The organism is Helicobacter sp. NHP19-012 (genome assembly GCF_019703325.1).
GTDB lineage: Bacteria > Campylobacterota > Campylobacteria > Campylobacterales > Helicobacteraceae > Helicobacter > Helicobacter gastrofelis.
The window spans coordinates 1324152-1347508 of sequence record NZ_AP024819.1 but is presented as its reverse complement, the minus strand read 5'-3'; the positions used below and the strand labels follow the sequence as shown (position 1 = coordinate 1347508).

At 48.6% G+C, this 23357-nt stretch carries 13 protein-coding genes and 1 pseudogene; 8 read left to right on the top strand and 6 right to left on the bottom strand.

The window, feature by feature from the left end; genetic code table 11:
* The first annotated feature begins 66 nt into the window (after nucleotides 1-66).
* A pseudogene (locus K6J74_RS06830) lies at nucleotides 67-8767 on the top strand (DNA-directed RNA polymerase subunit beta/beta').
* Nucleotides 8768-9059: 292 nt separating this feature from the next.
* Here K6J74_RS06830 and lepA read toward each other — a convergent pair.
* On the bottom strand, nucleotides 9060-10853 hold the full coding sequence (lepA, locus tag K6J74_RS06825) for a translation elongation factor 4 (protein ID WP_221271642.1): 1794 nt from the start codon (nucleotides 10851-10853) through the stop codon (nucleotides 9060-9062).
* A 75-nt stretch (nucleotides 10854-10928) separates the two neighbouring features.
* Here lepA and K6J74_RS06820 point away from each other — a divergent pair, with 75 nt between their 5' ends.
* From K6J74_RS06820 to K6J74_RS06790, 7 genes are all read left to right on the top strand, one after another.
* Complete coding sequence (locus tag K6J74_RS06820) at nucleotides 10929-11252, top strand: hypothetical protein (RefSeq protein WP_053830031.1); 324 nt, start codon at nucleotides 10929-10931, stop codon at nucleotides 11250-11252.
* Nucleotides 11252-11848: a 16S rRNA (guanine(966)-N(2))-methyltransferase RsmD gene (rsmD, locus tag K6J74_RS06815; protein ID WP_221271638.1), complete on the top strand. Its 597-nt coding sequence runs from the start codon at nucleotides 11252-11254 to the stop codon at nucleotides 11846-11848. The genes K6J74_RS06820 and rsmD overlap by 1 nt, the downstream gene beginning before the upstream one ends.
* Before the next feature lie 3 nt (nucleotides 11849-11851).
* On the top strand, nucleotides 11852-12406 hold the full coding sequence (fliL, locus tag K6J74_RS06810; RefSeq protein ID WP_221271636.1) for a flagellar basal body-associated protein FliL: 555 nt from the start codon (nucleotides 11852-11854) through the stop codon (nucleotides 12404-12406).
* Nucleotides 12403-12756: a holo-ACP synthase gene (gene acpS, locus K6J74_RS06805; protein ID WP_221271633.1), complete on the top strand. Its 354-nt coding sequence runs from the start codon at nucleotides 12403-12405 to the stop codon at nucleotides 12754-12756. The genes fliL and acpS overlap by 4 nt, the downstream gene beginning before the upstream one ends.
* A 165-nt stretch (nucleotides 12757-12921) precedes the next feature.
* Nucleotides 12922-13146, top strand: a complete 225-nt coding sequence (locus K6J74_RS06800) for a hypothetical protein (protein WP_221271632.1) — start codon at nucleotides 12922-12924, stop codon at nucleotides 13144-13146.
* 18 nt (nucleotides 13147-13164) lie between these two features.
* A complete protein-coding gene (locus K6J74_RS06795) occupies nucleotides 13165-14169 on the top strand; it encodes a DNA adenine methylase (protein ID WP_221271630.1) in 1005 nt (334 codons plus the stop codon).
* Nucleotide 14170: 1 nt separating this feature from the next.
* Complete coding sequence (locus K6J74_RS06790; protein ID WP_221271628.1) at nucleotides 14171-14878, top strand: TlyA family RNA methyltransferase; 708 nt, start codon at nucleotides 14171-14173, stop codon at nucleotides 14876-14878.
* Here the strand turns inward: K6J74_RS06790 and K6J74_RS06785 are convergent.
* The 5 genes from K6J74_RS06785 to K6J74_RS06765 are packed head-to-tail and all read right to left on the bottom strand — an operon-like array spanning nucleotide 14864 to nucleotide 23354.
* Nucleotides 14864-16255, bottom strand: a complete 1392-nt coding sequence (locus K6J74_RS06785; RefSeq protein ID WP_221271627.1) for an NAD(P)H-hydrate dehydratase — start codon at nucleotides 16253-16255, stop codon at nucleotides 14864-14866. The genes K6J74_RS06790 and K6J74_RS06785 overlap by 15 nt on opposite strands.
* Nucleotides 16239-18269, bottom strand: coding sequence for a DNA translocase FtsK (locus K6J74_RS08755; protein ID WP_260321574.1), 2031 nt, complete (start codon nucleotides 18267-18269; stop codon nucleotides 16239-16241). The genes K6J74_RS06785 and K6J74_RS08755 overlap by 17 nt, the downstream gene beginning before the upstream one ends.
* Entirely contained in the window at nucleotides 18235-20526 is a 2292-nt protein-coding gene (locus tag K6J74_RS06775; RefSeq protein WP_221271625.1) for a PD-(D/E)XK nuclease family protein, read from the bottom strand. Before K6J74_RS06775 ends, K6J74_RS08755 begins: the two co-directional genes overlap by 35 nt.
* Nucleotides 20523-22436: a transketolase gene (tkt, locus tag K6J74_RS06770; protein WP_221271623.1), complete on the bottom strand. Its 1914-nt coding sequence runs from the start codon at nucleotides 22434-22436 to the stop codon at nucleotides 20523-20525. The genes K6J74_RS06775 and tkt overlap by 4 nt, the downstream gene beginning before the upstream one ends.
* Before the next feature lie 45 nt (nucleotides 22437-22481).
* Nucleotides 22482-23354 carry a bifunctional riboflavin kinase/FAD synthetase gene (locus K6J74_RS06765; RefSeq protein WP_221271621.1) on the bottom strand — a complete coding sequence of 291 codons (873 nt, stop codon included), beginning with the start codon at nucleotides 23352-23354 and terminating at the stop codon, nucleotides 22482-22484.
* Nucleotides 23355-23357 lie beyond the last annotated feature (3 nt).

Genomic DNA, 23357 nt, shown 5'->3' with positions numbered 1-23357 from the left:
ATTGAACTTAATTTTTATGTGTGTGTCGTTTCCAGCCTCCAATCTCCATCAAAAAGGTTTATTGACATGAAAACTTTAAGAAATCGGTTGCGTGCAGATTTTACAAAAATGCCCCAAGACTTGCAGGTCCCTAATCTCTTGCTCCTACAAAAGGACAGCTATGAGGCGTTTTTATACGCCAAAGAGGGCAGAGAAAGTGGGATTGAGCGGGTGTTTAAATCGGTTTTTCCCATCCACGATAGCCAAAACCGCATCACCTTAGAATACGGGGGCTGTGAATACGGCGAGCCCAAATACACCGTGCGCGAGGCGATGGAGCGGGGCATCACTTATTCTGTCTATCTTAAAATCAAAATCCGCCTCATTCTTTGGGAGAAAGACCCTAAAACGGGCGAAAAACTAGGTGCGAAGGACATTAAAGAACAGAGCATTTTTATCCGCGAAATCCCTTTAATGACCGATCGCACTTCCTTTATTATTAATGGAGTTGAGCGGGTTGTGGTCAATCAACTGCACAGAAGCCCGGGGGTGATTTTTAAAGAGGAAAAATCCACCACCAGTGCGAATAAACTCATTTACACCGGGCAAATCATCCCCGATCGCGGCTCTTGGCTGTATTTTGAATACGATGTCAAAGACATCTTGCATGTGCGCATCAACAAACGCCGCAAGGTGTCTGCCACTATTCTTTTTAGAGCCCTAGGCTATAGCAAACAAGACATCATCCGTATTTTCTATCCCTTGCTCAAAGTGCGCTACAAACCCGAAGGAGAAGAGGGGCGTTACTTCATCCCCTTTGAAAGCATCGCCACAGATAGCCGCTTGGAGTTTGATTTAAAGGATGAAAAAGGGCAGGTGCTTTTAGCCGCCAGCCGCAAACTCACCGCTAAAAAAGCCAAGGAAATTAGAGAAAGTGGGGTTGAGTGGGTAGAATATCCCACTAAAATTTTACTGAGCCGTTACCTAGCCGAACCCATTTTAGACAAGAACAAAGAAACCCTTTTAGACGCTTTAACCCTCTTAGAACAACCCAAACTTGACAAACTCAAAGAAGCGGGCGTGAAAGAGTTTGTCATCGCCAATGACCTAGCCCTAGGCCATGACGCCTCCATCATTAGATCCTTTAGTGCTGACAACGAGTCGCTTAAAAGCGAATCGCAAAAACTTTTGAAACAAAGCGAAAAAGTGGAGGATGAAAACGCTTTGGCGGCGATTCGCATTTATAAAGTCATGCGCCCGGGCGATCCCGTTACAGCCGAAGTCGCCCAGCAGTATGTGCAACAACTCTTCTTTGATCCTGAGCGCTACGATTTGACAATGGTTGGGCGCATGAAAATGAACCACAAATTGCATTTAAAGGTGCCTAACTATGTTACGGTGCTCACCCACGAGGACATCATTGAGACCGTGAAATACCTCATTAAAATCAAAAACGGGCAAGGCCGCATTGACGATCGCGACCACTTAGGCAACCGCCGTATCCGCGCCGTGGGTGAGCTTTTAGCCAATGAGTTGCACGAGGGCTTGATGAAAATGCAAAAGACCATTAAAGACAAGCTCACCACCATGAACACCAACCTAGATGCGCTCATGCCCCACGACTTGGTGAATTCTAAAATGATCACCAGCACCATTTTAGAGTTTTTCATGAGCGGGCAACTCTCCCAATTCATGGACCAAACCAACCCCTTATCTGAAGTTACCCACAAACGCCGTTTATCCGCTTTGGGTGAGGGCGGTTTGGTGAAAGATCGCGTGGGCTTTGAGGCGCGCGATGTGCACCCCACGCACTACGGGCGCATTTGCCCCATTGAAACCCCAGAGGGGCAAAACATCGGGCTCATCAATACCCTATCCACTTTCACAAGGGTGAATGAACTAGGCTTCATTGAAGCCCCTTATAAAAAAGTGATAGAAGGGCAGGTGAGCGGGGATGTGGAGTATCTCACCGCCATTCAAGAGGAGGGGCATGTCATCGCGCCCGCCAGCACCGCACTAGACGCCAAAGGGCATATCCAAGAGGACTTGGTAGAAACGCGCGTGGGTGGGGAAATTGCGCTCAATGAAAAGAGTAAAGTAACCCTTATGGATTTAAGCTCTAGAATCTTAGTGGGTGTGGCCGCCTCTTTGATCCCCTTTTTAGAGCATGACGATGCCAACCGCGCGCTGATGGGGACGAACATGCAACGCCAAGCCGTGCCCCTGCTTAAAGCCGAAGCCCCCATTGTGGGCACGGGCATTGAAAGCGTGATTGCCAGGGATTCTTGGGGGAGCGTGAAGGCGGAGCGTAGGGGCGTTGTGGATGAAGTGGATTCAGAGAACATCTACATCGTGGAAAAAGACCCTGAGAAGGGACCGCACATCAGCTCTTATTTATTGCAAAAAAACCTACGCACCAACCAAAACACCTGCTTTAACCAAGTTCCCATCGTGAAAGTGGGCGATGTGGTGGAAGAGGGGCAAATCATCGCCGATGGACCAAGCATGGATCAAGGCGAACTAGCCCTAGGTAAAAATATCCGCGTGGCGTTCATGCCCTGGAACGGCTACAACTTTGAAGACGCGATCGTGGTGAGCGAAAAAATCACCAAAGACGATGTCTTCACCTCCGTGCACATCTATGAAAAAGAGATCGAGGCTAGGGAGCTTAAACACGGGATTGAGGAATTCACCGCCGATATCCCCGATGTCAAGGAGGAGGAAGTCGCTCACTTGGATAACGGGGGGATCGTTAAAATTGGGACTTATGTGAGCGCAGGGATGATCTTAGTCGGCAAGGTTTCGCCCAAGGGTGAAATGAAAAGCACACCAGAAGAGCGCTTGCTGCGTGCCATTTTTGGGGACAAAGCCGGGCATGTGGTGAATAAGTCGCTTTATTGCCCTCCTTCTTTAGAGGGCGTGGTGATCGGGGTGAAAATTTTCACCAAAAAAGGCTATGAAAAGGATGCACGCGCCACAAGTGCCTATGAAGAAGAAAAATGGGTGTTAGACGATCGCCACGACAAGCATTTTAAAATGCTGGATAAAGAAGAAGCCCTGCAAATCAGTGCGATCTTCTCCCAAGAGCCTTTAGAGGAAGAAGTTACCTTAAACGATGTTGCCTACCCCAAAGGGAGCAAAATCCCCAGAGAGGTCGTGGAAAGCACTAACCGCTTTGGCTTGATCTCTTTGTCTAAAAAGTTCAGCAAGGAAGTGCAAGAACGCTTCGAGCAAATCAAGCTCAACATTTTAGAGCAAAAGAAACTTCTAGGGCAAAGCCACGAGAAAAAACTCTCTATCCTAGAAAAAGACGACATTTTACCCAATGGGGTGATTAAGCAAGTCAAAATTTACATCGCCACGAAGCGCAAGCTCAAAGTGGGGGATAAAATGGCAGGGCGGCACGGGAATAAGGGCATTGTGTCTAATATCGTGCCCATTGCCGACATGCCCTACACTGCCGATGGCGAGCCCATCGACATTGTGCTAAACCCCTTAGGCGTGCCAAGCCGCATGAACATCGGGCAGATTTTAGAAGTGCATTTAGGACTTGTAGGTAAGGAATTAGGCAAACAAATCCAAGCCCTTTTGGCAGAGCACACTGCCGACATGCTGAAAAAACTGCGCGCTAAAATGCTAGAGATTGCCCATGTGGTGAATGTCCATAACCACGACTTGGCGAAAATGCTTGAAAAATGTAGCGATGAGCAACTTTTAGAATACGCCCGCGATTGGCAAAATGGTGTGAAATTTGCCATCCCCGTCTTTGAGGGCATCAGCCAAGAGCAATTCATGGAGCTTTTCAAGCTTGCCAAAATCGACCTAGATGGCAAAACCGAGCTGTTCGACGGGCGCACGGGCGAGAAAATGAAAGAGCGCGTCAATGTGGGCTACATGTATATGTTAAAACTCCACCACCTCGTGGATGAAAAGGTGCACGCCAGAAGCACGGGACCCTACTCTTTGGTAACCCACCAACCTGTGGGCGGGAAGGCACTTTTTGGGGGGCAACGCTTTGGGGAAATGGAGGTGTGGGCTTTGGAGGCTTATGGGGCGGCGCACACGCTTAAAGAAATGCTCACGGTGAAATCGGACGATATTAAAGGTAGGGAGAACGCTTATAGAGCGATCGCTAGAGGCGAGCATGTGGGCGAGAGCGAAATCCCCGAAACCTTTTATGTGCTCACCAAAGAGTTGCAATCTTTGGCTTTGGATGTGAATATCTTTAATGAGGAAGTGGATGAATTTGGCATGCCAAAACCCATTGTCATTAAAGAGGACGAGCGCCCCAAAGACTTTAGCTCGTTCCAGCTCACTTTAGCCAGCCCGGATAAAATCCGCGAGTGGAGCTATGGGGAGGTGAAAAAGCCAGAGACCATCAACTACCGCACGCTCAAACCCGAGAGGGACGGGCTCTTTTGTATGAAAATCTTTGGACCCACGAAAGATTACGAGTGCCTGTGTGGCAAGTATAAGAAACCCCGCTATAAAACGATTGGCACTTGCGAAAAATGCGGCGTGGCGATCACCAGCTCTAAAGTGCGTAGTTTTAGAATGGGGCACATTGAGCTAGCCACCCCTGTGGCGCACATTTGGTATGTCAATTCTTTGCCTAGCCGCATTGGCACGCTTTTAGGCATTAAAATGAAAGATTTAGAGCGCGTGCTCTACTACGAAGCCTACATTGTGAAAGACCCCGCCAGCGCGTGTTACGACATCGAGGGTACAAAACCCGTGTTGAAATACGACATTTTAAACGAGGAGCAATTCCAAAGCATCCAACGGCACAACTCCGATCCCGACTTCAACGCACAAATGGGCGGGGAGGTCATTAAAGAGCTCTTGGAGGAATTAGACCTTGTCGCCTTGCTTGAGGCGTTAAAAGAAGAGGTGAAAAACACCAATTCGGATGCTAAGAAAAAGAAACTGGTAAAACGCCTCAAAGTCGTGGAAAGCTTCATCAATTCAGGCAACCACCCCGAGTGGATGATGCTAACAGCCTTGCCCGTGTTGCCCCCAGATTTACGCCCCCTTGTGGCGTTAGATGGCGGTAAGTTTGCCGTGAGCGATGTGAATGAGCTTTACCGCCGCGTGATCAACCGCAACCAACGCTTGAAACGGCTTATGGAGCTGGGTGCGCCCGAAATTATTGTGCGTAATGAAAAGCGCATGTTACAAGAAGCCGTGGATGCCTTGTTTGACAATGGGCGCAACGCCAATGCCGTGAAAGGCGCAAACAAACGCCCCTTAAAATCCCTAAGCGAGATCATCAAGGGCAAACAAGGGCGTTTCCGCCAAAACTTGCTGGGTAAACGGGTGGATTTCTCGGGGCGTAGTGTGATTGTGGTGGGACCCAATCTCAACATGGATCAATGCGGGTTGCCTAAAAATATGGCATTGGAGCTCTTTAAGCCCCATTTGCTCTCTAAGTTAGAGGAAAAGGGTTTTGCGACTACATTCAAACAAGCCAAACGCATGATTGAGCAGAAAACCAACGAGGTTTGGGAGTGCTTAGAGGAAATTGTGGAGGGCTATCCGGTGCTCTTAAACCGCGCGCCCACACTGCATAAACAATCCATCCAAGCCTTCCACCCTAAACTCATCGATGGCAAGGCGATCCAACTGCACCCGCTGGTGTGCTCTGCCTTCAACGCCGACTTTGACGGCGACCAGATGGCTGTGCATGTGCCCCTAAGCCAAGAGGCGATCACCGAATGCAAGGTTTTAATGCTAAGTTCCATGAATATCTTGCTACCAGCTAGCGGTAAGGCTGTGGCTGTGCCTAGCCAGGACATGGTGCTTGGAATTTACTACTTATCCTTAGAAAAAAACGGGGTGCTGGGCGAGCATAAACTTTTCTCTAGCGTGGCGGAAGTTTTAATGGCAGTGGATGCCAAAGAATTGGATGTGCATGCCAAGGTGCGGGTATTACAAGAACGCCACATTTTGCAAACCACTGCCGGGCGGCTGGTGATTAAATCTATTCTACCTGACTTTGTGCCCACTCACTTGTGGAATAAGGTCCTTAAGAAAAAAGACATCGGGGCGTTGGTGGATTTTGTTTATAAAGAGAGCGGGATCGGGCAGACGGCTAAATTCTTAGACAATCTTAAAAACCTAGGCTTTAAATACGCCACCAAAGCGGGGATCTCTATTTCCATGGAGGACATCATCACTCCCGCTAATAAAGTGCATATGGTGGAGGTGGCTAAAGGGCGGGTCAAAGACATCCAAGCGCAATTTGAGGGCGGGCACTTGAGCGAGCAAGAACGCTACAATAAAATCATTGACATTTGGACCGAAGTCAATGACGCCATGAGCCAAGAGATGATGGCAGCCATTGCCAGCGATAAGCAGGGCTTTAACTCCATTTATATGATGGCTGATAGCGGGGCTAGGGGTTCAGCCGCGCAAATCCGCCAACTCTCTGCCATGCGTGGGCTGATGACTAAACCCGATGGCTCGATCATTGAAACGCCCATCATCTCTAACTTTAAAGAGGGCTTGAATGTGTTGGAGTATTTTAACTCCACACACGGGGCGCGTAAAGGGCTCGCAGACACCGCTTTAAAAACCGCCACCGCCGGTTACCTCACCCGCAAACTCATCGATGTTGCCCAAAATGTTAAGGTCGTGCAAGAGGATTGCGGCACACACGAGGGCATTGAGATCACCGACATCACGGTGGGCAGCGAACTCATCGAACCCTTAGAAGAGCGCATTTTTGGGCGGGTTTTAGTGGAGGACATCATCGATCCGCTCACAAACGAGGTTTTGTTAAATGCCGACACGATGGTGGATGAAGAGAAAGCAAAACGGGTTGTCGAAGCCGGGATTAAATCCGTAACCATCCGCACGCCAGTAACTTGTAAGGCGCAAAAGGGCGTGTGCGCCAAGTGCTATGGCTTGAATCTAGGCGAGGGCAAAATGGTTAAGCCGGGCGAGGCTGTGGGCGTGGTGGCGGCGCAATCCATTGGCGAGCCGGGCACGCAATTAACTTTGCGCACCTTCCATGTGGGCGGGACGGCTTCAAGGAGCCAAGAGGAGCGCGAGATCTTGGCAAGCAATGAGGGCTTTGTGCGCTTTTTCAATGTCAAAACCTACCAAAACAAAGAGGGCAAGAACATCATCGTGAATCGCCGTAACGCCGCGATCTTGGTGGTTGAACCCAAGATCAAAGCCCCCTTTGCCGGCACGCTTAAAATCGACAGCGCGCACGAAGAGGTGGTCTTAAGTGTGAGCGATGGCGACAAAGAAGCCAAGTTTGTGTTGCGTAAAAGCGATGTGGCTAAACCTAATGAACTTGCCGGCGTGAGCGGTAAAATTGAGGGCAAAATTTACCTGCCCTATAGCAATGGGCATGTTGTACATGAGGGGGGCAGCATCGCTGACATCATCAAAGACGGCTGGAATGTGCCAAATCGCATCCCCTACGCCAGCGAGATCGCCGTGCAAGACAACGACCCCATCACCCAAAACACCCTTGCCAAAGAAAAAGGCGTGGTGAAGTTTTATAACCTCGTGGGCGATCACTTAGAGCGCGCGCGGGGCATTAAAGCCGGCGATATCGTGGAGGAAAAGGGCTTATTTGCCGTGGTTGCCGATGAAAACGACCAGGAGGCGATCCGCCACTACATCGCGCGCAACTCTTTGGTGCAAGTGGACGACAACAGCCCCGTAAAAGCCGACACGCTTTTAGTCAAACCCAGCACTGAAAGTAAAAATGTCATCGCCAGCTGGGACCCCTACAACACCCCCCATCATCGCCGACATTGCCGGCGTGGTGCGCTTTGTGGACATTGTGGCGGGGGTGAGCGTGACTGAGACCGAGGATGAAAACACGGGCGTGCACTCTTTAGTGGTGAATGAATACATCCCTACGGGCTTTAAACCTAGCTTAATGATCGAAGCAGAGGGCCAAGAACCCCTTCACTACCCCCTAGAGCCTAAAACTTCGATCACCATTGCCGATGGTGCGCAAGTGGAGATTGCCGATGTGCTCGCCAAAATCCCCAAAGCTACCGCCAAATCTAAAGACATTACAGGCGGCTTGCCCCGCGTCTCCGACATCTTTGAGGCACGCAAAAGCAAACCTAAAGACTTAGCGATTTTAAGCGAAATTGACGGGCAGGTGAGCTTTGATAAACCCGTGCGTAATAAAGAACGGGTGTGTATCACCGCAATCGATGGGCGCAAAGCTGAGTATTTCATCGACAAGGGCAAGCAAATTTTGGTGCACCCGGGCGAGTTCGTGCATGCCGGCGAGGCGATCACCGATGGCGTGGTGAGCAGCCATGACATTTTGCGCATCAGTGGGGAAAAAGAATTGCATAAATACATCGTGAGCGAAGTGCAACAAGTCTACCGCCGTCAAGGGGTGAACATCGCCGACAAGCACATCGAGATCATCGTGTCGCAAATGTTGCGCCAAGTGCGGATTTTAGACAGTGGGAGCACAAAATTCATTGAGGGCGATTTGGTGAGCAAAAAGCACTTTAAAGAGGAAAACCAACGGGTGTTGCACTCTGGGGGCGAGCCGGCCATTGCTGAGCCCGTGCTCCTTGGCATCACCCGTGCGGCGATTGGTAGTGATAGCATCATCTCTGCGGCTAGCTTCCAAGAAACCACTAAGGTGCTCACAGAGGCGAGCATTGCCATGAAAAAAGACTTCTTAGAAGATTTAAAAGAAAATGTTGTCCTAGGGCGCATGATTCCTGTAGGCACCGGGCTTTACAAAGATAAAAAAGTGGGTGTAAAAGTAGATAATTCACCGCACCATTTGGGTTAAACGATGTGCTCACTCAAGGCTTGACTTGTGGTTCCGATGTGGGCTTTGGTGGAAAGAGTCTTGATATAGCGGTGAGTTTGGAAATGAGAGAGGGCACCCGTTAGACTTGGTTGGGTGCACAATCCTCACCCGATTTAAGGTATAAGTTGGGTTTTTTGAGCGGAATTTAGGGCTGTTGGTGCTGTAATGCAGCTGGGGTTATCTGGTTTAGCGCAACAAGGATCACAAGCGGCTTAACAGCTTGGGGTCTGTTGTGGGTGCTAGCTAGCTGCTGGTTTAGGCGTTGTGGCTACTAATCCACCTTGAGGATCGCTAAAAACGCCTCTTGGGGTAGGTGGACCTTGCCGATCGCCTTCATGCGTTTTTTCCCCTCTTTTTGCTTTTCTAAGAGTTTGCGTTTTCTAGTGATGTCGCCCCCATAACATTTCGCCGTAACATTTTTTCCCACCGATTTGACCGTCTCTCTGGCGATGATTTTATTGCCGATGCTCGCTTGGATCGCCACCTCAAAAAGTTGGCGTGGGATCAAGGTTTTCATGGTTTCGACCAAAGCCTTACCCTTTTCATAGGCTTTAGAGCGATCTACAATGATAGAGAGCGCATCCACAACTTCATTAGCCACCCGTATATCTAGCTTAACCAACTGCCCCTCTTTGTAGCCGATGGGCTCGTAGTCAAAGCTGGCATAGCCCTTCGTGCAGGATTTGAGTTTGTCGTAAAAGTCCATGACAATTTCATTGCTCGGCAAATCGTAGGTGAGCAAAACGCGGTTTTGGTTTAGATATTCCATTTTATCTTGCACCCCCCGTCTGTTGTTAAGTAAGCTTAGTAAATTGCCTAGATATTCGCTAGGGGAGATGATGCTCGCGCGCACATAGGGCTCGTCAATGTTCTCTATCGTGCTCTCAGGCGGCAGCTGGCTAGGGTTTTGCACGGCGATCACCTGCCCATCTGTCAAATGCACTTCATACACCACCGTGGGCGCGGTGGCAATGAGGTTTAAATTAAACTCCCTTTCTAAGCGTTCTTTAATGACCTCCATATGCAACAAGCCCAAAAAGCCCACCCGAAAACCAAAGCCCAAAGCCACGCTGCTTTCTGGCTCAAATTGCAAAGACGAGTCATTGAGTTGGAGTTTTAGCAGGGCTTCTCTTAGCTCTTCAAATTGGTCGCTTTCAATGGGGTAAAGCCCGGCAAAGACAAAGGGTTTAGCGGGTTTAAAGCCCTCTATGGGCGTGGGGGTAGGGGCTTTTGCGTCTGTGATAGTGTCGCCCACAGCGATGTCGGTAAGGTTTTTAGAGCCCAAAGAGATGATGCCGATTTCTCCGCATTCAATGGAGTTTGTGGGGATTTTGTGTAGGGGGTTTGGGTAGTAAAGCCCTAGCACTTGGTGGGTTTTTGCACTGCCCATGACTAAAACCTCTTGATTGATACACAAGCGCCCCTCTTTTAAACGCACCAACGCCAAAGCCCCCAAATAGTTGTCAAACCACGAGTCGTAAATCAGTGCCTTTGTGGGGGCTTGTTTGTCGCCTGTTGGGGGGGGGATTTTGGTGATGATCGCCTCTAAGAGTTCGTTGATGCCTATTTGTGCCTTTGCGCTTACGCAATTTGCCTCAGCGCAATCTAGCCCGATGGTGTCTTCAATGTCTTCTTTCACCGCCTCTACCTCAGCGTTAGGCAGGTCTATTTTATTTAAGACGGGCAAAATTTCTAGTTGGTTGTCTAGGGCGATATAAACATTGGCGATCGTTTGTGCTTGCACGCCCTGCGTGGCATCCACCACCAACAACGCCCCCTCGCACGCCGCCAAAGAGCGCGACACTTCATAGCTAAAATCCACATGCCCGGGGGTGTCTATGAGATTTAAAATATACTCTTGCCCTTGGTAGCGGTAGTTTAAGCGCACGGATTGCGCCTTAATGGTGATCCCCCTTTCTTTCTCAATATCCATTGTGTCTAGGACTTGGCTTGTCATTTCGCGCGTACTTAGTGCCTTACAGGCTTGGATCAAGCAGTCGGCGAGTGTGCTTTTGCCATGGTCGATGTGGGCGATGATGGAAAAATTACGGATATGCTCTTGCATAAACTCCCTTAAAAAGCGTTCTTAAACTTAGGATATGCAATAATACCCTATTGTGCTAAAAACGGAGTTCTTAAAGTGAAGATTTTTGTCAGTTGTCGCTCTTTATTGCTCGGGCAAGTTTTGGAAAGCTACCTGCAAGAGTTCTTAGCCACTGAAGAAAATTGCGACTTTATCCTAAGCGACCATCCCATTAAAAACCCCTACAAGGCAACTTGCCTCATCGGCTCGGACTCGAGCGCATACATTTTAACCCCCTTCACTAAGGCGGAGTTGCTCCAAAAATTACAAGAGTTTCACGCCAATAAAGCCCAAAGCGAAAGTTTAGAACACAAGGTGCAATCTTTATTGCAAGAATACACCTATAAACTCTTGGACTTGTTGCAGGATTATAAACGCTGATGTCCCTTAGTTTAAAGATTTTGGGTGGGGCGTGCAAGGGGCTAGCTTTACAAATGCCCGCCAAAGCCACCACCCGCCCCACCAAGGCGATCATTAAGGAGTCCTTTTTTAATGTGCTGCAAGGTTCGATTTTGCAAAGCACTTTCATAGAAGGCTTTGGGGGCAGTGGGTCTATGGGTTTGGAGGCGTTGAGCCGTGGGGCATTTGAAGCTTTGGTGTTTGAAAAAGACAAAGAAGCCTTTGGGGTGCTGCAAACAAACGCCCAAATTTTAAAAGCGCGCGTGCCAATGGTGCGCTTAAGGACGATCCACGCGGATGTGTTTAGTGCCCTAGTGGGGTATTTAGAGGGTTTAGAGCCAAGGGGTTTAGTGGTGCTGTATTTAGATCCGCCTTTTATGGAGGGCATTTATGAGAAATGCTGGGCGTTGGTGGCGCGTTTAAAGGGTTTGGAGCGGTTTTTGCAACATGGGCTTTTGTTGGTGTTCGAGCATTTGAGTGGGGCGCACATGCCTAGAAATACACCAAGCTTTAGTATAATCAAAGCTAGGAAATTTGGCAGAACAACTTTAAGTTATTATCTTTATACAAAGGAATAGAGCATGGCAGACGAAGCCAAAGAGCAACCCAAAAAGAGTAAGGCCCTTTTGTTTGTAATTATAGGCACAGTTGTGATAATGATCGCTTTGATCGGGGTGATCGCTATTTTATTGCTGAATAAGAATGGCAATAAAGACGGGGCTAAGGGAGGCGTGGTAGGCGATAAAATGCGCCAAATTAGGGAGAGCTCCAAATTAAACGAGAATGGGGGGCAATCGGATTTAATGGTGCACTCTTCAGATTATCTCTCTTTGGGGCCACTCTACCCCCTAGATGCGCCCTTTGTGGTGAACTTAATCACCCAAAGTGGCCGCCGCTATTTGAAGACAAGCATCACCTTGGAACTTAGCGATCCCAAATTACTCCAAGAGGTTAAAGTTAAAGAAACGGCGATTAAAGACACCATCATTGAAATCCTTTCGTCTAAGTCCATTGAAGAGATCAGCACCCTAAAGGGCAAAAATAAACTCAAGGAAGAGATCCGCAACAATGTCAATAGCTTTTTAATTGATGGCTATGTGAAAAATATTTTCTTTACCGACTTTGTGATCCAATGATAGGCTTAGACATTGTTGCTATTGAGCGTATAGAGCGCAATGTCCGTCGCTATAAAGAGCACTTTTTAAACCGCTTTTTAACTTCCCAAGAACAAAGACTTTTTGCTAAGCCAGCTAGCCTTGCTGGAGCTTGGGCGTGTAAAGAGGCTTGCTCTAAGGCTTTGGGCGTTGGCATAGGCGCAAGGTTAAGTTTCTTGGACATACAACTTTCTAAAAGCTCCTTAGGTGCACCCTTGCTCAACCTTAGCTCTGCTAAACAAGCCGAATTTAATGTCAAAAGCTTGCATGTCAGCATCACCCACGATGGTGGGTTTGCCGCCGCTGTGGTGTTCGTGCAACTTAATCCCTAGTTTATAGGCAAGCTATACAGACTTAGAAATCACTTAGCACATTGAATAGGTGCAAATTAAGAGTTCGGTTAGTCCATGTGGATGTAAGGACCACCCAATAACAAGGCACCACAAGGTTATCCCACACCTTAAGCTGTTTAAAATTTTGCACTACAATAGCCCCCCATGGCGCAAGAGAGAAAAGAAAAACTCGCAAAGGGGCTTGAGGTTTTGGCGATGGTTCTTATGTGCGTGGCGTGTGTGAGCGCGCTCATTTGGGGAGTTGTGGTGCTTTTTGAGCCCATTAAGATCGACACCATTTTGCATGTGAGCTACACTCTGCCCCCCTTCATTGTGGCGCAATGCTGTTTGCACTTTGCAAGGGTGTTAAAAACCCCGAAAAACCCCTAGTTATGCTATTCTCTTAGCATGAATTACATAGGTTCTAAGCAAAGGTTATTAGGGTTTTTATTCAAGAGTGTTAAACACAGCTTAAAATCTCAGGGCATGGATTTAAAGGATTGCGTTTTTACGGATTTGTTCTCAGGCACGGCAGCGGTGGGGCGGCTCTTTAAAAACCACGCCAAACAAGTCATCAGCAACGACAAAGAGTTTTTTAGCTTTGTGCTCGCCAAGCACTACATAGAAAACACTAAACCCCTCAAGCGGGCAAAAATGCTCATAAATGAGCTCAACCACTTGCCCCCCCTAGAGGGCAAAATCTATCAACACTACGCTTTAGGCGGTGGAGAGGGGCGGCAGTATTTTAGTGATCGCAATGCCTTAAAAATCGATGCCATGCGCTCCAAAATCCAAGAGTGGCATGCCACAGGGGCGACTAGCCAAGCCGAGTATTATTTTTTACTCACTTCACTTTTAGAGTCAGCGGACAAAGTCGCCAACACCGCCTGCGTCTATGGGGCGTTTTTAAAGAAGCTCAAAAAGAGCGCACAACAAGAGCTGATCCTAACTGCTGCCCCCCTGATCTTAAGCCCCAACCTACACCATGCCTACCACACAGACGCTAAAGAGCTGATCTCCCATTTGCAAACCGATATTTTATACCTAGACCCCCCCTACAACCAACGCGAATACGGGGCAAACTACCATATCTTAAACAGCATTGCCCTTTATGACGACTTCACCCCCAAGGGCAGGACGGGGCTTAGGACTTACAACAAGTCGGCTTGGTGTAAAAAGTCCTCGGCTTATCAAAGTTTAGAGCATGTGCTGCAACACAGCAGCGCGCGCTTTGTGTTCTTAAGCTACAACGATGAGGGCTTGCTTAGTTTAGAGGAAATCAAGTCTCTTTTTAGCCAATACGGCACATACCACCTCAAAAGCCAAAATTACAGCCGTTTTAAAGCCGACTCCAAACGCCCCCAAGCCAAAGCGCGCACTACCGAGTATTTGCACATGCTCATAAGAGACTAGTATGCGCTTGGATCAATTCCTAGTGCAACAAGGGGTCGCTACCAGTAGAGAGCATGCCAAGAGCTTGATTTTAAAGGGGCAATTTGGGCTAGGCTTAAAACCAAGTTTGCAAGTTACACAAGAATTAGCCCAAGAATTGCAAACTCTACCCCCACAGCCTAAACGCTTTGTGGGGCGGGCGGGTGCGAAGTTGTGGGGCTTTTTAGAGCAACACCCCCTAGAGTGCCAAGATAAAGTCGTTTTGGATGTGGGCTCAAGCACGGGGGGGTTTGCCCAAGTCTTGTTAGAAAAGGGGGCTAGGCGTGTAGTGTGCGTGGATGTGGGGCAGGGACAATTAGCCAAAGAGCTTAGGGCAAATCCTAGAATAGAATTGCACGAATCTTGCGACATTCGGGCATTTCAAGCAAGCTGTATTTACGACTTATTGGTGTGTGATGTGAGTTTTATCTCCTTGCGCCTGCTCTTAGCTACCCTTGCCCCCTTAAGCCCACAACTTCTCTTACTTTTTAAACCGCAGTTTGAAGTGGGTTTGGGGGTGAGGCGCAATAAAAAGGGCGTGGTGCTAGACAAAGAAGCTATTAGCCAAAGCCTAGAGGCGTTTTTAACTTTGGCACAAAATATGGGCTTAAAGGTGCTATGTATATGTGAGTCTGCCTTAAAAGGCAAGGAGGGCAACACAGAGTTTTTTATTCTCCTAGAGCGTGGCTAGGTTGTCTATGAGTTTTTGGGGGGTTAGGGCGTAACTTGTGGGCTTTAGACTACCGGCGATGGCGTGGGCGAGGCTCGCATTAATTGTAGCATCTAATGGGCTGTAGCCTTGTGCCAAAAGGGCAGCAACCATGCCACTTAGCACATCTCCGCTCCCTGCTTTGGCTAATGCGCTAGATCCTAAAGGGTTGATATACATTTGCCCGCTGTAGGCGATGATGGGGTTTGCGCCCTTTAAGAGCAGCACGACATGCGGGTAGGCTTGGCTAAATTCATGCGCCCATTTGAGTTTAAAGCGCAACAACTCGGGCAACTCCACCTCATAGCCGAGCATATTTAGCAGGCTTAAAAACTCTTTAGGGTGTGGGGTTAACACCATTTGGTAAGGCTTGTCTAACACCCCAAGCAGCCCCCTTTCGTAAAACACTCCGGCATCGAGCACACAAGGGGCAAGCTCAAGCATTTGCTCTAAGTTTTCAGGCAAACCCTCTAGCCCCATGCCCAGCGCAAAGGCGCTTATTTGTTTGGGGATTGTGGGAGCATACATGATTTCGTGGGGCTTTGTGTGTTGCAGCTCAGGCGCGCCTAGCACACTCACAAGCCCCGCGCCAAAGGCTAATGCGCTTTTTGCGCTCAAAAACCCCGCCCCGCAATGCGCCCCCACCACCACGCCCACATGCCCAAAGTAGCCCTTGTGGGTATTTTGCTTAAAACGCAGGGGCAAGACCAAATCGCTTTTTTCTAACAAGAAAAGGGGGCTCTCAGCTTCATACAAGCCCCGTCCCACGCCTAAATCCCCCACCACCACTTCGCCCACAAAGTCCTTTGCATAGTCGCTAAAGAGCCCACTTTTTAAAGCCCCCATTGCCACGCACACATCTGCCCTAAAGGCTATGTTTTCTATAAAGCCTTGAGAATCTAGCCCGCTAGGCACATCACAAGCAATTTTTAAGGCATCTAGGGCGTTTAGGGCGTGTATCAAGTCTTGCAATTCTTGGCTCAAAGCCCCCTTAAACCCTGAGCCAAATAAACAATCTATGACAATTTCAGGTGATTGGCACAACTCTAAGTGAGGCAAGACCTCTATATGGCTAGCTAGAGCGCGCTGGTATTGGATTTGGCACAGCGCGCTTTTAGGCTCTTTGACGCTTAAAATTTGCACCTCATAATCGCTTAAATGCCGCGCCAAAGCGTAGCCATCCCCCCCATTATCCCCCCCTCCACACACAATTAAGATTTTTTTTAAGCCCTTTGCCCTTTGCACCACTTCGTGGTACAGGCTAGTAGCGGCATTCTCCATGAGTAGGCTAGACTCCAGCCCATAGAGCGCACACGCCCGATTGTCTAATTCTTGGGTGTTTTCATACAGATTTTGCATGTCCTTGCCTTTCTATAAAATCCACAACTCTTTCTATTTCCTCCTCACCCACAAACGCCCCGTGTAGCCTTATGGGCGCGCTACTGCCCGGCGCGATCAAGAGCATATCCCCCCTGCCTAAGAGATTTTGTGCCCCTTCAGTGTCTAACACCACCCTTGCATCCACCTTAGAGGCGACTTTAAAGCTGATTTTGCAGGGCAGGTTTGCTTTAATGAGCCCCGTTAAAATATCCACGCTGGGGCGCTGTGTGGCAATGACTAGGTGCAGCCCGCTTGCCCGCCCCATTTGGGCGAGACGGATTATGGGAGTTTCTATGTCCTTGCCTCCTGCAAGCATTAAATCCGCGAGCTCATCGATCAACACCACAATGAAAGGCAGTTTTTGGGGGGATTTTTGGTTGTAACTATCTATGTTTTTGGCCCTTTTAGCACTCAGTAAGTCGTAGCGTTGCTCCATTTCGCGCACCAAATCATCTAGGGTGCTCTGCGCCTCGCTAGGGTCTGTAATGATAGAGGTTTTTAAATGGGGCAGGTGTGCGTATAGGCTAAATTCCACTCTTTTAGGGTCAATCATTATAAATTGCAAATCTTGGGGGCTGTGCTTGTAAAGCAGGGATAAAATCAAGGCGTGCATCGCCACGCTTTTGCCGCTACCCGTGCTGCCCGCTATGAGCAAGTGGGGCATGGCTTTTAAATCTAGGACATAGGGCGCGCCCGTAGTGCTTTTGCCAAGAGCTAGGCTTAAACCTGCACTTTGTAAAAAGGCTTGGCTCTCTAGGATTTCTCTTAGGGCAATGGGGGCTAGATTGTCATTGGCAATTTCAATCCCCATCACATCCTTACCCTTTATGGGGGCTTGTATGCGGATCGACTGCGCGCACAAAGCCATCGCCAAGTCGTCAGCAAGGCTTAAAACCTTACTCACCTTGACATGCCCGGCGGGGCGAAACTCAAAAGTCGTAACCATCGGGCCTATACAGGTATTGACGACTTTGCCCTCAATTTTAAACATTTTGAGCTTGTTTAAGAGGTTGTGGATTTTCTCTTGCAAGTTGTCGGTTTGGGCGGCTTGGGGTGCGGGCGAGGTTAAAAGATCTAGGCTAGGCAACGCATTTTGTTTAGGCTTTTGCAAGGCGTGGCGTTGTTCTAATAAATCCTTATGGGCGGACAAATCTAAATGAAAATTTGGAGCAGGTGGGGGGTTTTTAGGCTCTTGGCTCTCTTGGTTTTCTTGGGGCTCTTTTGGCACAAGACGCACGCCATGATCTAACTCTTCTTGGGCTTCTTGGGGGGCTGCTTGGCTCTCTGCTTGGGGGTCTTGGGATTTTTGCACAAGGCGCACGCCGTGATCGAATGCCTCTTGGGTTTCTTGGTAGTGACTCACCTTGATTTTAAAACTTTTAGGACGGGCACTCTCAAAGTCTTTAGGCTCAAAAGGTGTATGTGGGGCTTTAGGCGTGAAGAGCGTTTGATCCCTAAAATGCGCCTTTCTAGGGGGGCTTTTAAACCCTTGTAGGAGTTTTAACAGAGCTTCGCCCCCCTCTTTGCTCTTTTCAAGACCTAGGCGCACTAGGCTAGGCAACTTGTCTTTGCACTTGGCAAAACTCTTAGGAAAAAGCACACCAAAGGCATAAAGCAGAGCCGCTAGCACCACAAACCACGCCCCGAGCGCGCCAATGGGTTTAGCGATTAAACTAAGTAGGATTGCGCCCACAAGCCCTTGTTTAAAGAGCAGAGCTTGCCCCACCAGCAAGCCCAAAAACCCAATGAGGCTTGCCAAAATCGCCTCCAGTCCCTTTAAACTCTTCAAGCTTGCCCAGCGCCACACAAAGAACAAATACAGCGGGTCTAAGTAGGCAATTGGTCCAAGGTAATTTAAATGCCAAGAGGCGATCCCCACACCCAAAGCCCCCAAGTTTCCACTCTCTCCTAAGCAGGTGGCAAGAAAAAGCCCGATTAAAAAGGCGAAAAACCCGAGTTTAATAGCCCTTCCTTTCTTGATACTCCACCCCACAAATGTCCTGGTAGGCGCAATACTGGCAATTTTTCTTGCTAGGGTTTTTCACAAAGTCAAAGGGCTGTTTCAAGGTGTTTAAAATCTCTTTTAAGCGCTCTTGTTTGGCGTGCAACACCTCTTGGCTCTCGTATTTTAGCTCTCCGTCTTTTAGGCTGTAAAAGCCCGCTTGCAAGGGCGCACTCAGCTCTTGCTCGAGGGCTAGGGCGTATAGGCTTAATTGGAAATCTTGGCTCTCTGACACGCTCTCTAGGTTGTCGGTTTTTAAATCCTTAGAAGACTTGTATTTGTAATCAATGAGCGCATAAAAGCCATCGTCTAACGCATCTATGCGATCAATCTGCCCTCTCAAGCTAAAGCCTTCAAAAGAAAAAACAAAGGGCTTTTCACACGCCATTACCCGCCCCTTTTCCAGTCTTTCGCTCTCCTTGGCAAAAAATTTTTCCATTTTATCCACCGCCACTTCAAAGCTTAGTTTTTCTAAGGCGCTCATCTCTTGCCATTTTGGGGTAGTGGGGGCGAGCTCTAGTAAAATCCTAGCACTGATGGGGGTTTTGGGGCTGTGGGTGTAGTGCGCCCTTAAAAGGGCGTGCAAGAATGAGCCCATTTGTACGTTGTTATTCTCGGGGGCTTTGAGCCCTTGCAGGTATTTTAAATAAAAACGCCGAGGGCAGGTTAAAAAGTCGTTTAAATTCGTGGCACCGAAGGCAAAATCTTTAGGGATAGGGGCGATGCAGCTGTCTTCAATGTAGTCGTGCTTGTTTTCAGGGGGGAAGAGCGTAAAAGCATTTTCCATAATGCACCCCTCCAGCCCAAGTTCTAAGAGCATTTTAGAATAGGTGGTATCGTTGGCGCTGTGGTAGGCAATATCCACCTCTTGGCTGTTTTGCAGGATTTGATAGTAGTAGTGCTTTTGTAGGTTCTGTTTGTCTTTTAAGGTGGGCATGTTTAAATGCGTGCGGATTTTGCTATTTAGAAAAAGGTCGTAGTCGTTTAAGTTTGGCACGAATTGGTCGGTAAAATCCAAGATCACCACCTTATCAAACTCTAACCCCCGACACTCCAAAACATCCAACACCTTGACTTTGCCCCCCGTGGTGTCGTCCACCCGCTCTTCTTTGAGCGCACGGGTATAAAGCTCCAACCAATCCATAAAGCCATAATCCAACACCTCTTGCACCTTGGCGTGTGCGCTGTAAAACTCTTGGTGGAAGTCTTGTAAAGACTTCAGGGCATTTAATTGCTCTAAGAGAGCCAAACACTGCGTGTTTAAGTCCTCTAGGGGAGGGGTGCTCGCAGTGGGTTTTAAATTTTTGAGGGCTTCAAAGTAATCTTGATACACCCATTTGGCATTTTGCCCGTGAGCGAAGTTTAAATTGCGCTTAGTGTCCAGTAGGTGCAAATGAGCGGTTAGGCTTGAATCGGGGGTGATGATGGCTAACTTCGTGCTCTCAAGCCCTGCTTCTAGCCACTCTTGCACCTTAGCTAGGGCAAGCCCCACTTGCTCTAAGCGGGTGTTGCAGTGGTGGATGGTTATGTTTTTGGTGGGGGGTTTAGGGGTGCTTTGCAATATGGGGTTCTCGCCCTTTAGTAGGGCTTGTAGGTCAATTTTATAGTAAAAGTCCTCTTTTAGCTCCAAGTGCAGAAAGTCTAAAAACCTTCTGTTGTAACGATCTACGCTTAAATGCAAGAAAATAGGCACAATTGCGCCCATTGCAAAAAGCAGTTCTTGCTCATAGAGGTTTAAAGAACCGCCCAAATAAAACTCAATATGCGAGAATTTTTGTAAAACCTCGGGGAGAATCTCTGGCTTTAAACGCAAAATGGGATCGTAAAAGCCAAGCTCTTTTAGCTGTGTGGTGTAGTGGGTGTAAATGCGCTCTAGCACCTCCAAATGGTGGGTGTAGTCGCCATAAATATCGCGCTCTTGGATAGAAAAAATGTCCAAATCAAATTTGGCAAGCTCATTAAAAAAGTGCCCCACAAAGTTACTGCTCTCTAAGTAGCCTAAAAAGCTTGTTTCAAAGACTAATAAGGATTTGTCCTTTTCGGGCAGTTCTTTTAACACCTTTTCAATGGCATTGGCCAAGAGCAGCTGGCGCACACTTTTGGGGATTTTGACGAGGTTTGGGACATAGCTTGCTTGGGCGTAAAAGTCCTTCACGCTCAGGGTGGCGGGCAAAAAGCCCTCGGGTTGTTTGGCTAAAAACGCCTTACACGCTCTTTGGTGGCTAAAGACATACAAGGACTCTTTCATAGTAATGCCCTAGCCTTACTGGCGATATTCTCAGGGCTAAAACCAAAATGCTTAAACAAATCCGCCCCCTTGCCCGACTTGCCAAAACTCTCCATGCCTAGCACGCTATCAGCAAATTTAAACCACTCTAACCCCCTGCTTGCCTCCACGGCCAAAACCTCTCCCACTAAGAGCGTGTTTAAGTAGTCTTGCTCTTGTCGCAACAAGAGATCAAAGCAAGGCACGCTCACCACTTGCACCCCGATGTTCTCAGCCTCCAAAAGGGCGGCGGCTTTTAAACAAGGCAACACCTCGCTCCCACTGCTAAGTAGGCTTATCTGTGGTTCTCTTGCGCTTTTGTGTAGCACATACCCCCCCCTTTGCACCTGCTCTAGGTTCGCACTGCTTGCCACCTCTAAATCCTGCCTAGAGAGCATAAAGGCGGCACTTTTGTTCCTTTTTAAAGCCACTTGCCAACATAGCACATTTTCATGCGCGTCCATAGGGCGGTAGACCTCAAAGTTAGGAATCGCCCTTAAATGGCTCAACTGCTCTATGGGCTGGTGGGTCGCTCCGTCTTCACCCACGCCGATGCTGTCATGCGTGAAAATGTAATAGACTTGGTTTTGCATGAGCGCACTTAGGCGCAAAGCGGGAGCTAAATAGTCGCTAAAGACAAAGAAGGTCGCACAAAAGGGCACAAACAAGCCATAATTAGAAATCCCATTACAGATTGCCCCCATCGCATGCTCTCGTATGCCAAAGTGCAAATTGCGCCCACACTGCCCCTTTAAAAAATCCCCCTGCTCTTTTAAGCGGGTGTTGTTAGAGGGGGCTAAGTCAGCACTGCCCCCTACAAAACCCAAATACGCTTGGCTAATGGCGTTTAAAATCACCCCATTGCTCGCCCTTGTGGCGCATTTTTGCCCCAGCTCAAACACGGGGTAAGCCACCTTGCTAAAGTCCTTGGCTTGCAAATGGGCGATTTTTTCTTTTGTTTCAGCACTTAAGTCTTGCGCCCAAAGCTTTTCTTCCCCCTCTCCCCTTTGCAGACTAAAGTGTAGTTTCACCTCTTCGGGGATATAAAAAGGGGGGTGCGCCCACCCTAAAGCCTCTTTGGCTCGTTTTAACACCTCAGCCCCCAAGGGCGCGCCGTGTGTCTTTGCGCTGCCCTCTAGCTCTAACGCCCCCTTGCCTATGGTGGTGTGGGCGATGATTAAAGTCGGCTTGTCGCTTTGTTTAGCGGTGTTTAAGGTGTTGTCAATGTCTAAGAAGTTATGCCCTTGACACTCAAGCACCGCCCACCCTTGAGCCTCAAAGCGCAGGCGCACATTTTCGCTAAAAGCTAAGTTTGTGTCCCCCTCAATGGTGATGGCATTGCTATCATAAAGCACAATGAGATTATCAAGTCCCAAATGCCCCGCTAAGGACGCACTCTCATAACTCACCCCCTCTTGCAAGTCCCCGTCCCCACATAAGCAATAGACTTTATGGCTAAACGCCGCGCCTAGCGTGCCTTGGGCTAACTTGCTTGCCATGGCTAATCCCACGGCATTGGCAAAGCCCTGCCCTAGTGGACCTGTGGTAACCTCTATGCCCTCCGTGTGTTGATACTCGGGGTGTCCTGGGGTTTTAGAGTGCAATTGCCTAAATGCCTTTAAATCCTCTAAAGTCACATTAAAGCCCCATAAGTGCAGGAGCGCATAGACAAGTGCGCTCGCATGCCCTCCGCTAAAAACCAGGCGGTCGCGCTCCAGCCATTTAGGGTTTTTGGGGTTTAAGTGCAAATGGTGGCTTAAAACAACGGCGATGTCGGCTAGACCCATCGCCACGCCGGGGTGTCCGCTATTGGCTTCTTGCACCATGTCGGCGCATAAAAAGCGCAAAGTGGTTGCCATTTTCTCTAAAGTAGGGGTGTCTTTCAAGTCCATAAAATGCCTTTAGTGGAAAGTGGGGCTATTCTAACAAACTTGCTCTTACTCGGGCTTTAAGAGGGCTTTGGCTTGCTGTAAGTCCTTACTGATTTGTACCTTCAAATCGGGCAGATTGTCAAAAAAGACATTATCCCTGATTTTTTGGATAAAGGACACCTTTAGGGCTTTGGGGGGGGTGGGTAGGTGGGCGTTGATGAGGTGGGTTTCTAGGGCTAAGTGCCTATCTGTGCTCAGCCTCTCGCCTAAAAAGCTCACACCCGCATAAATTTGAGAGCTGCCCTCCAGCTGCACCTGCACGGCATACACCCCAAAGGCGGGCAGTAGGGCATTTGGGGGAATCGCCATGTTGAGTGTGGGGTAAAGTTGGTTGCTGCCTAAGTGTTGCCCTGAGATCACCGCCCCCTCTAGGCTAAAGGGGCGGGTGAGAAACTGCGCAGCGAGCGCAACCTCACCCCTCTTAAGGCAGGTGCGGATATGGCGGGCGTGCAAGACCATGCCCTTGATTTTAAAGGCGGGCATGATCTCTAGGCAAATTTGGGGGGGCAAGAGATTTTGCAAAGTTTGCGTGTCTCCCATTTTATTAAGCCCAAAGTGAAAATCATAGCCCACAACAATTTTTTGTAAATGCGGGCATTTAGCTAACAAGAGCGCAACAAACTCCCCGGGCAAGAGCGTACAAACCTGTTCTAAAGGCAAGAAATACACCCTCTTGGCATGGGCTTTAAGCAGGGCGATGCGCTCTTTTAAGGAAGTCAGCACCCCCTTAGTCCTCTGCCAATCCACAATCAGCACCGCCCCCTTGTCGTCTAGCAAGCTCAATAATTTTTGGTGCGCCAAATGCACGCCGTCAAACTTGCCTATGGCTAGGCTCGTGTTCTCTGTATCTTTAAAATCTTTAGCAAAAAAAAGAGGCATATA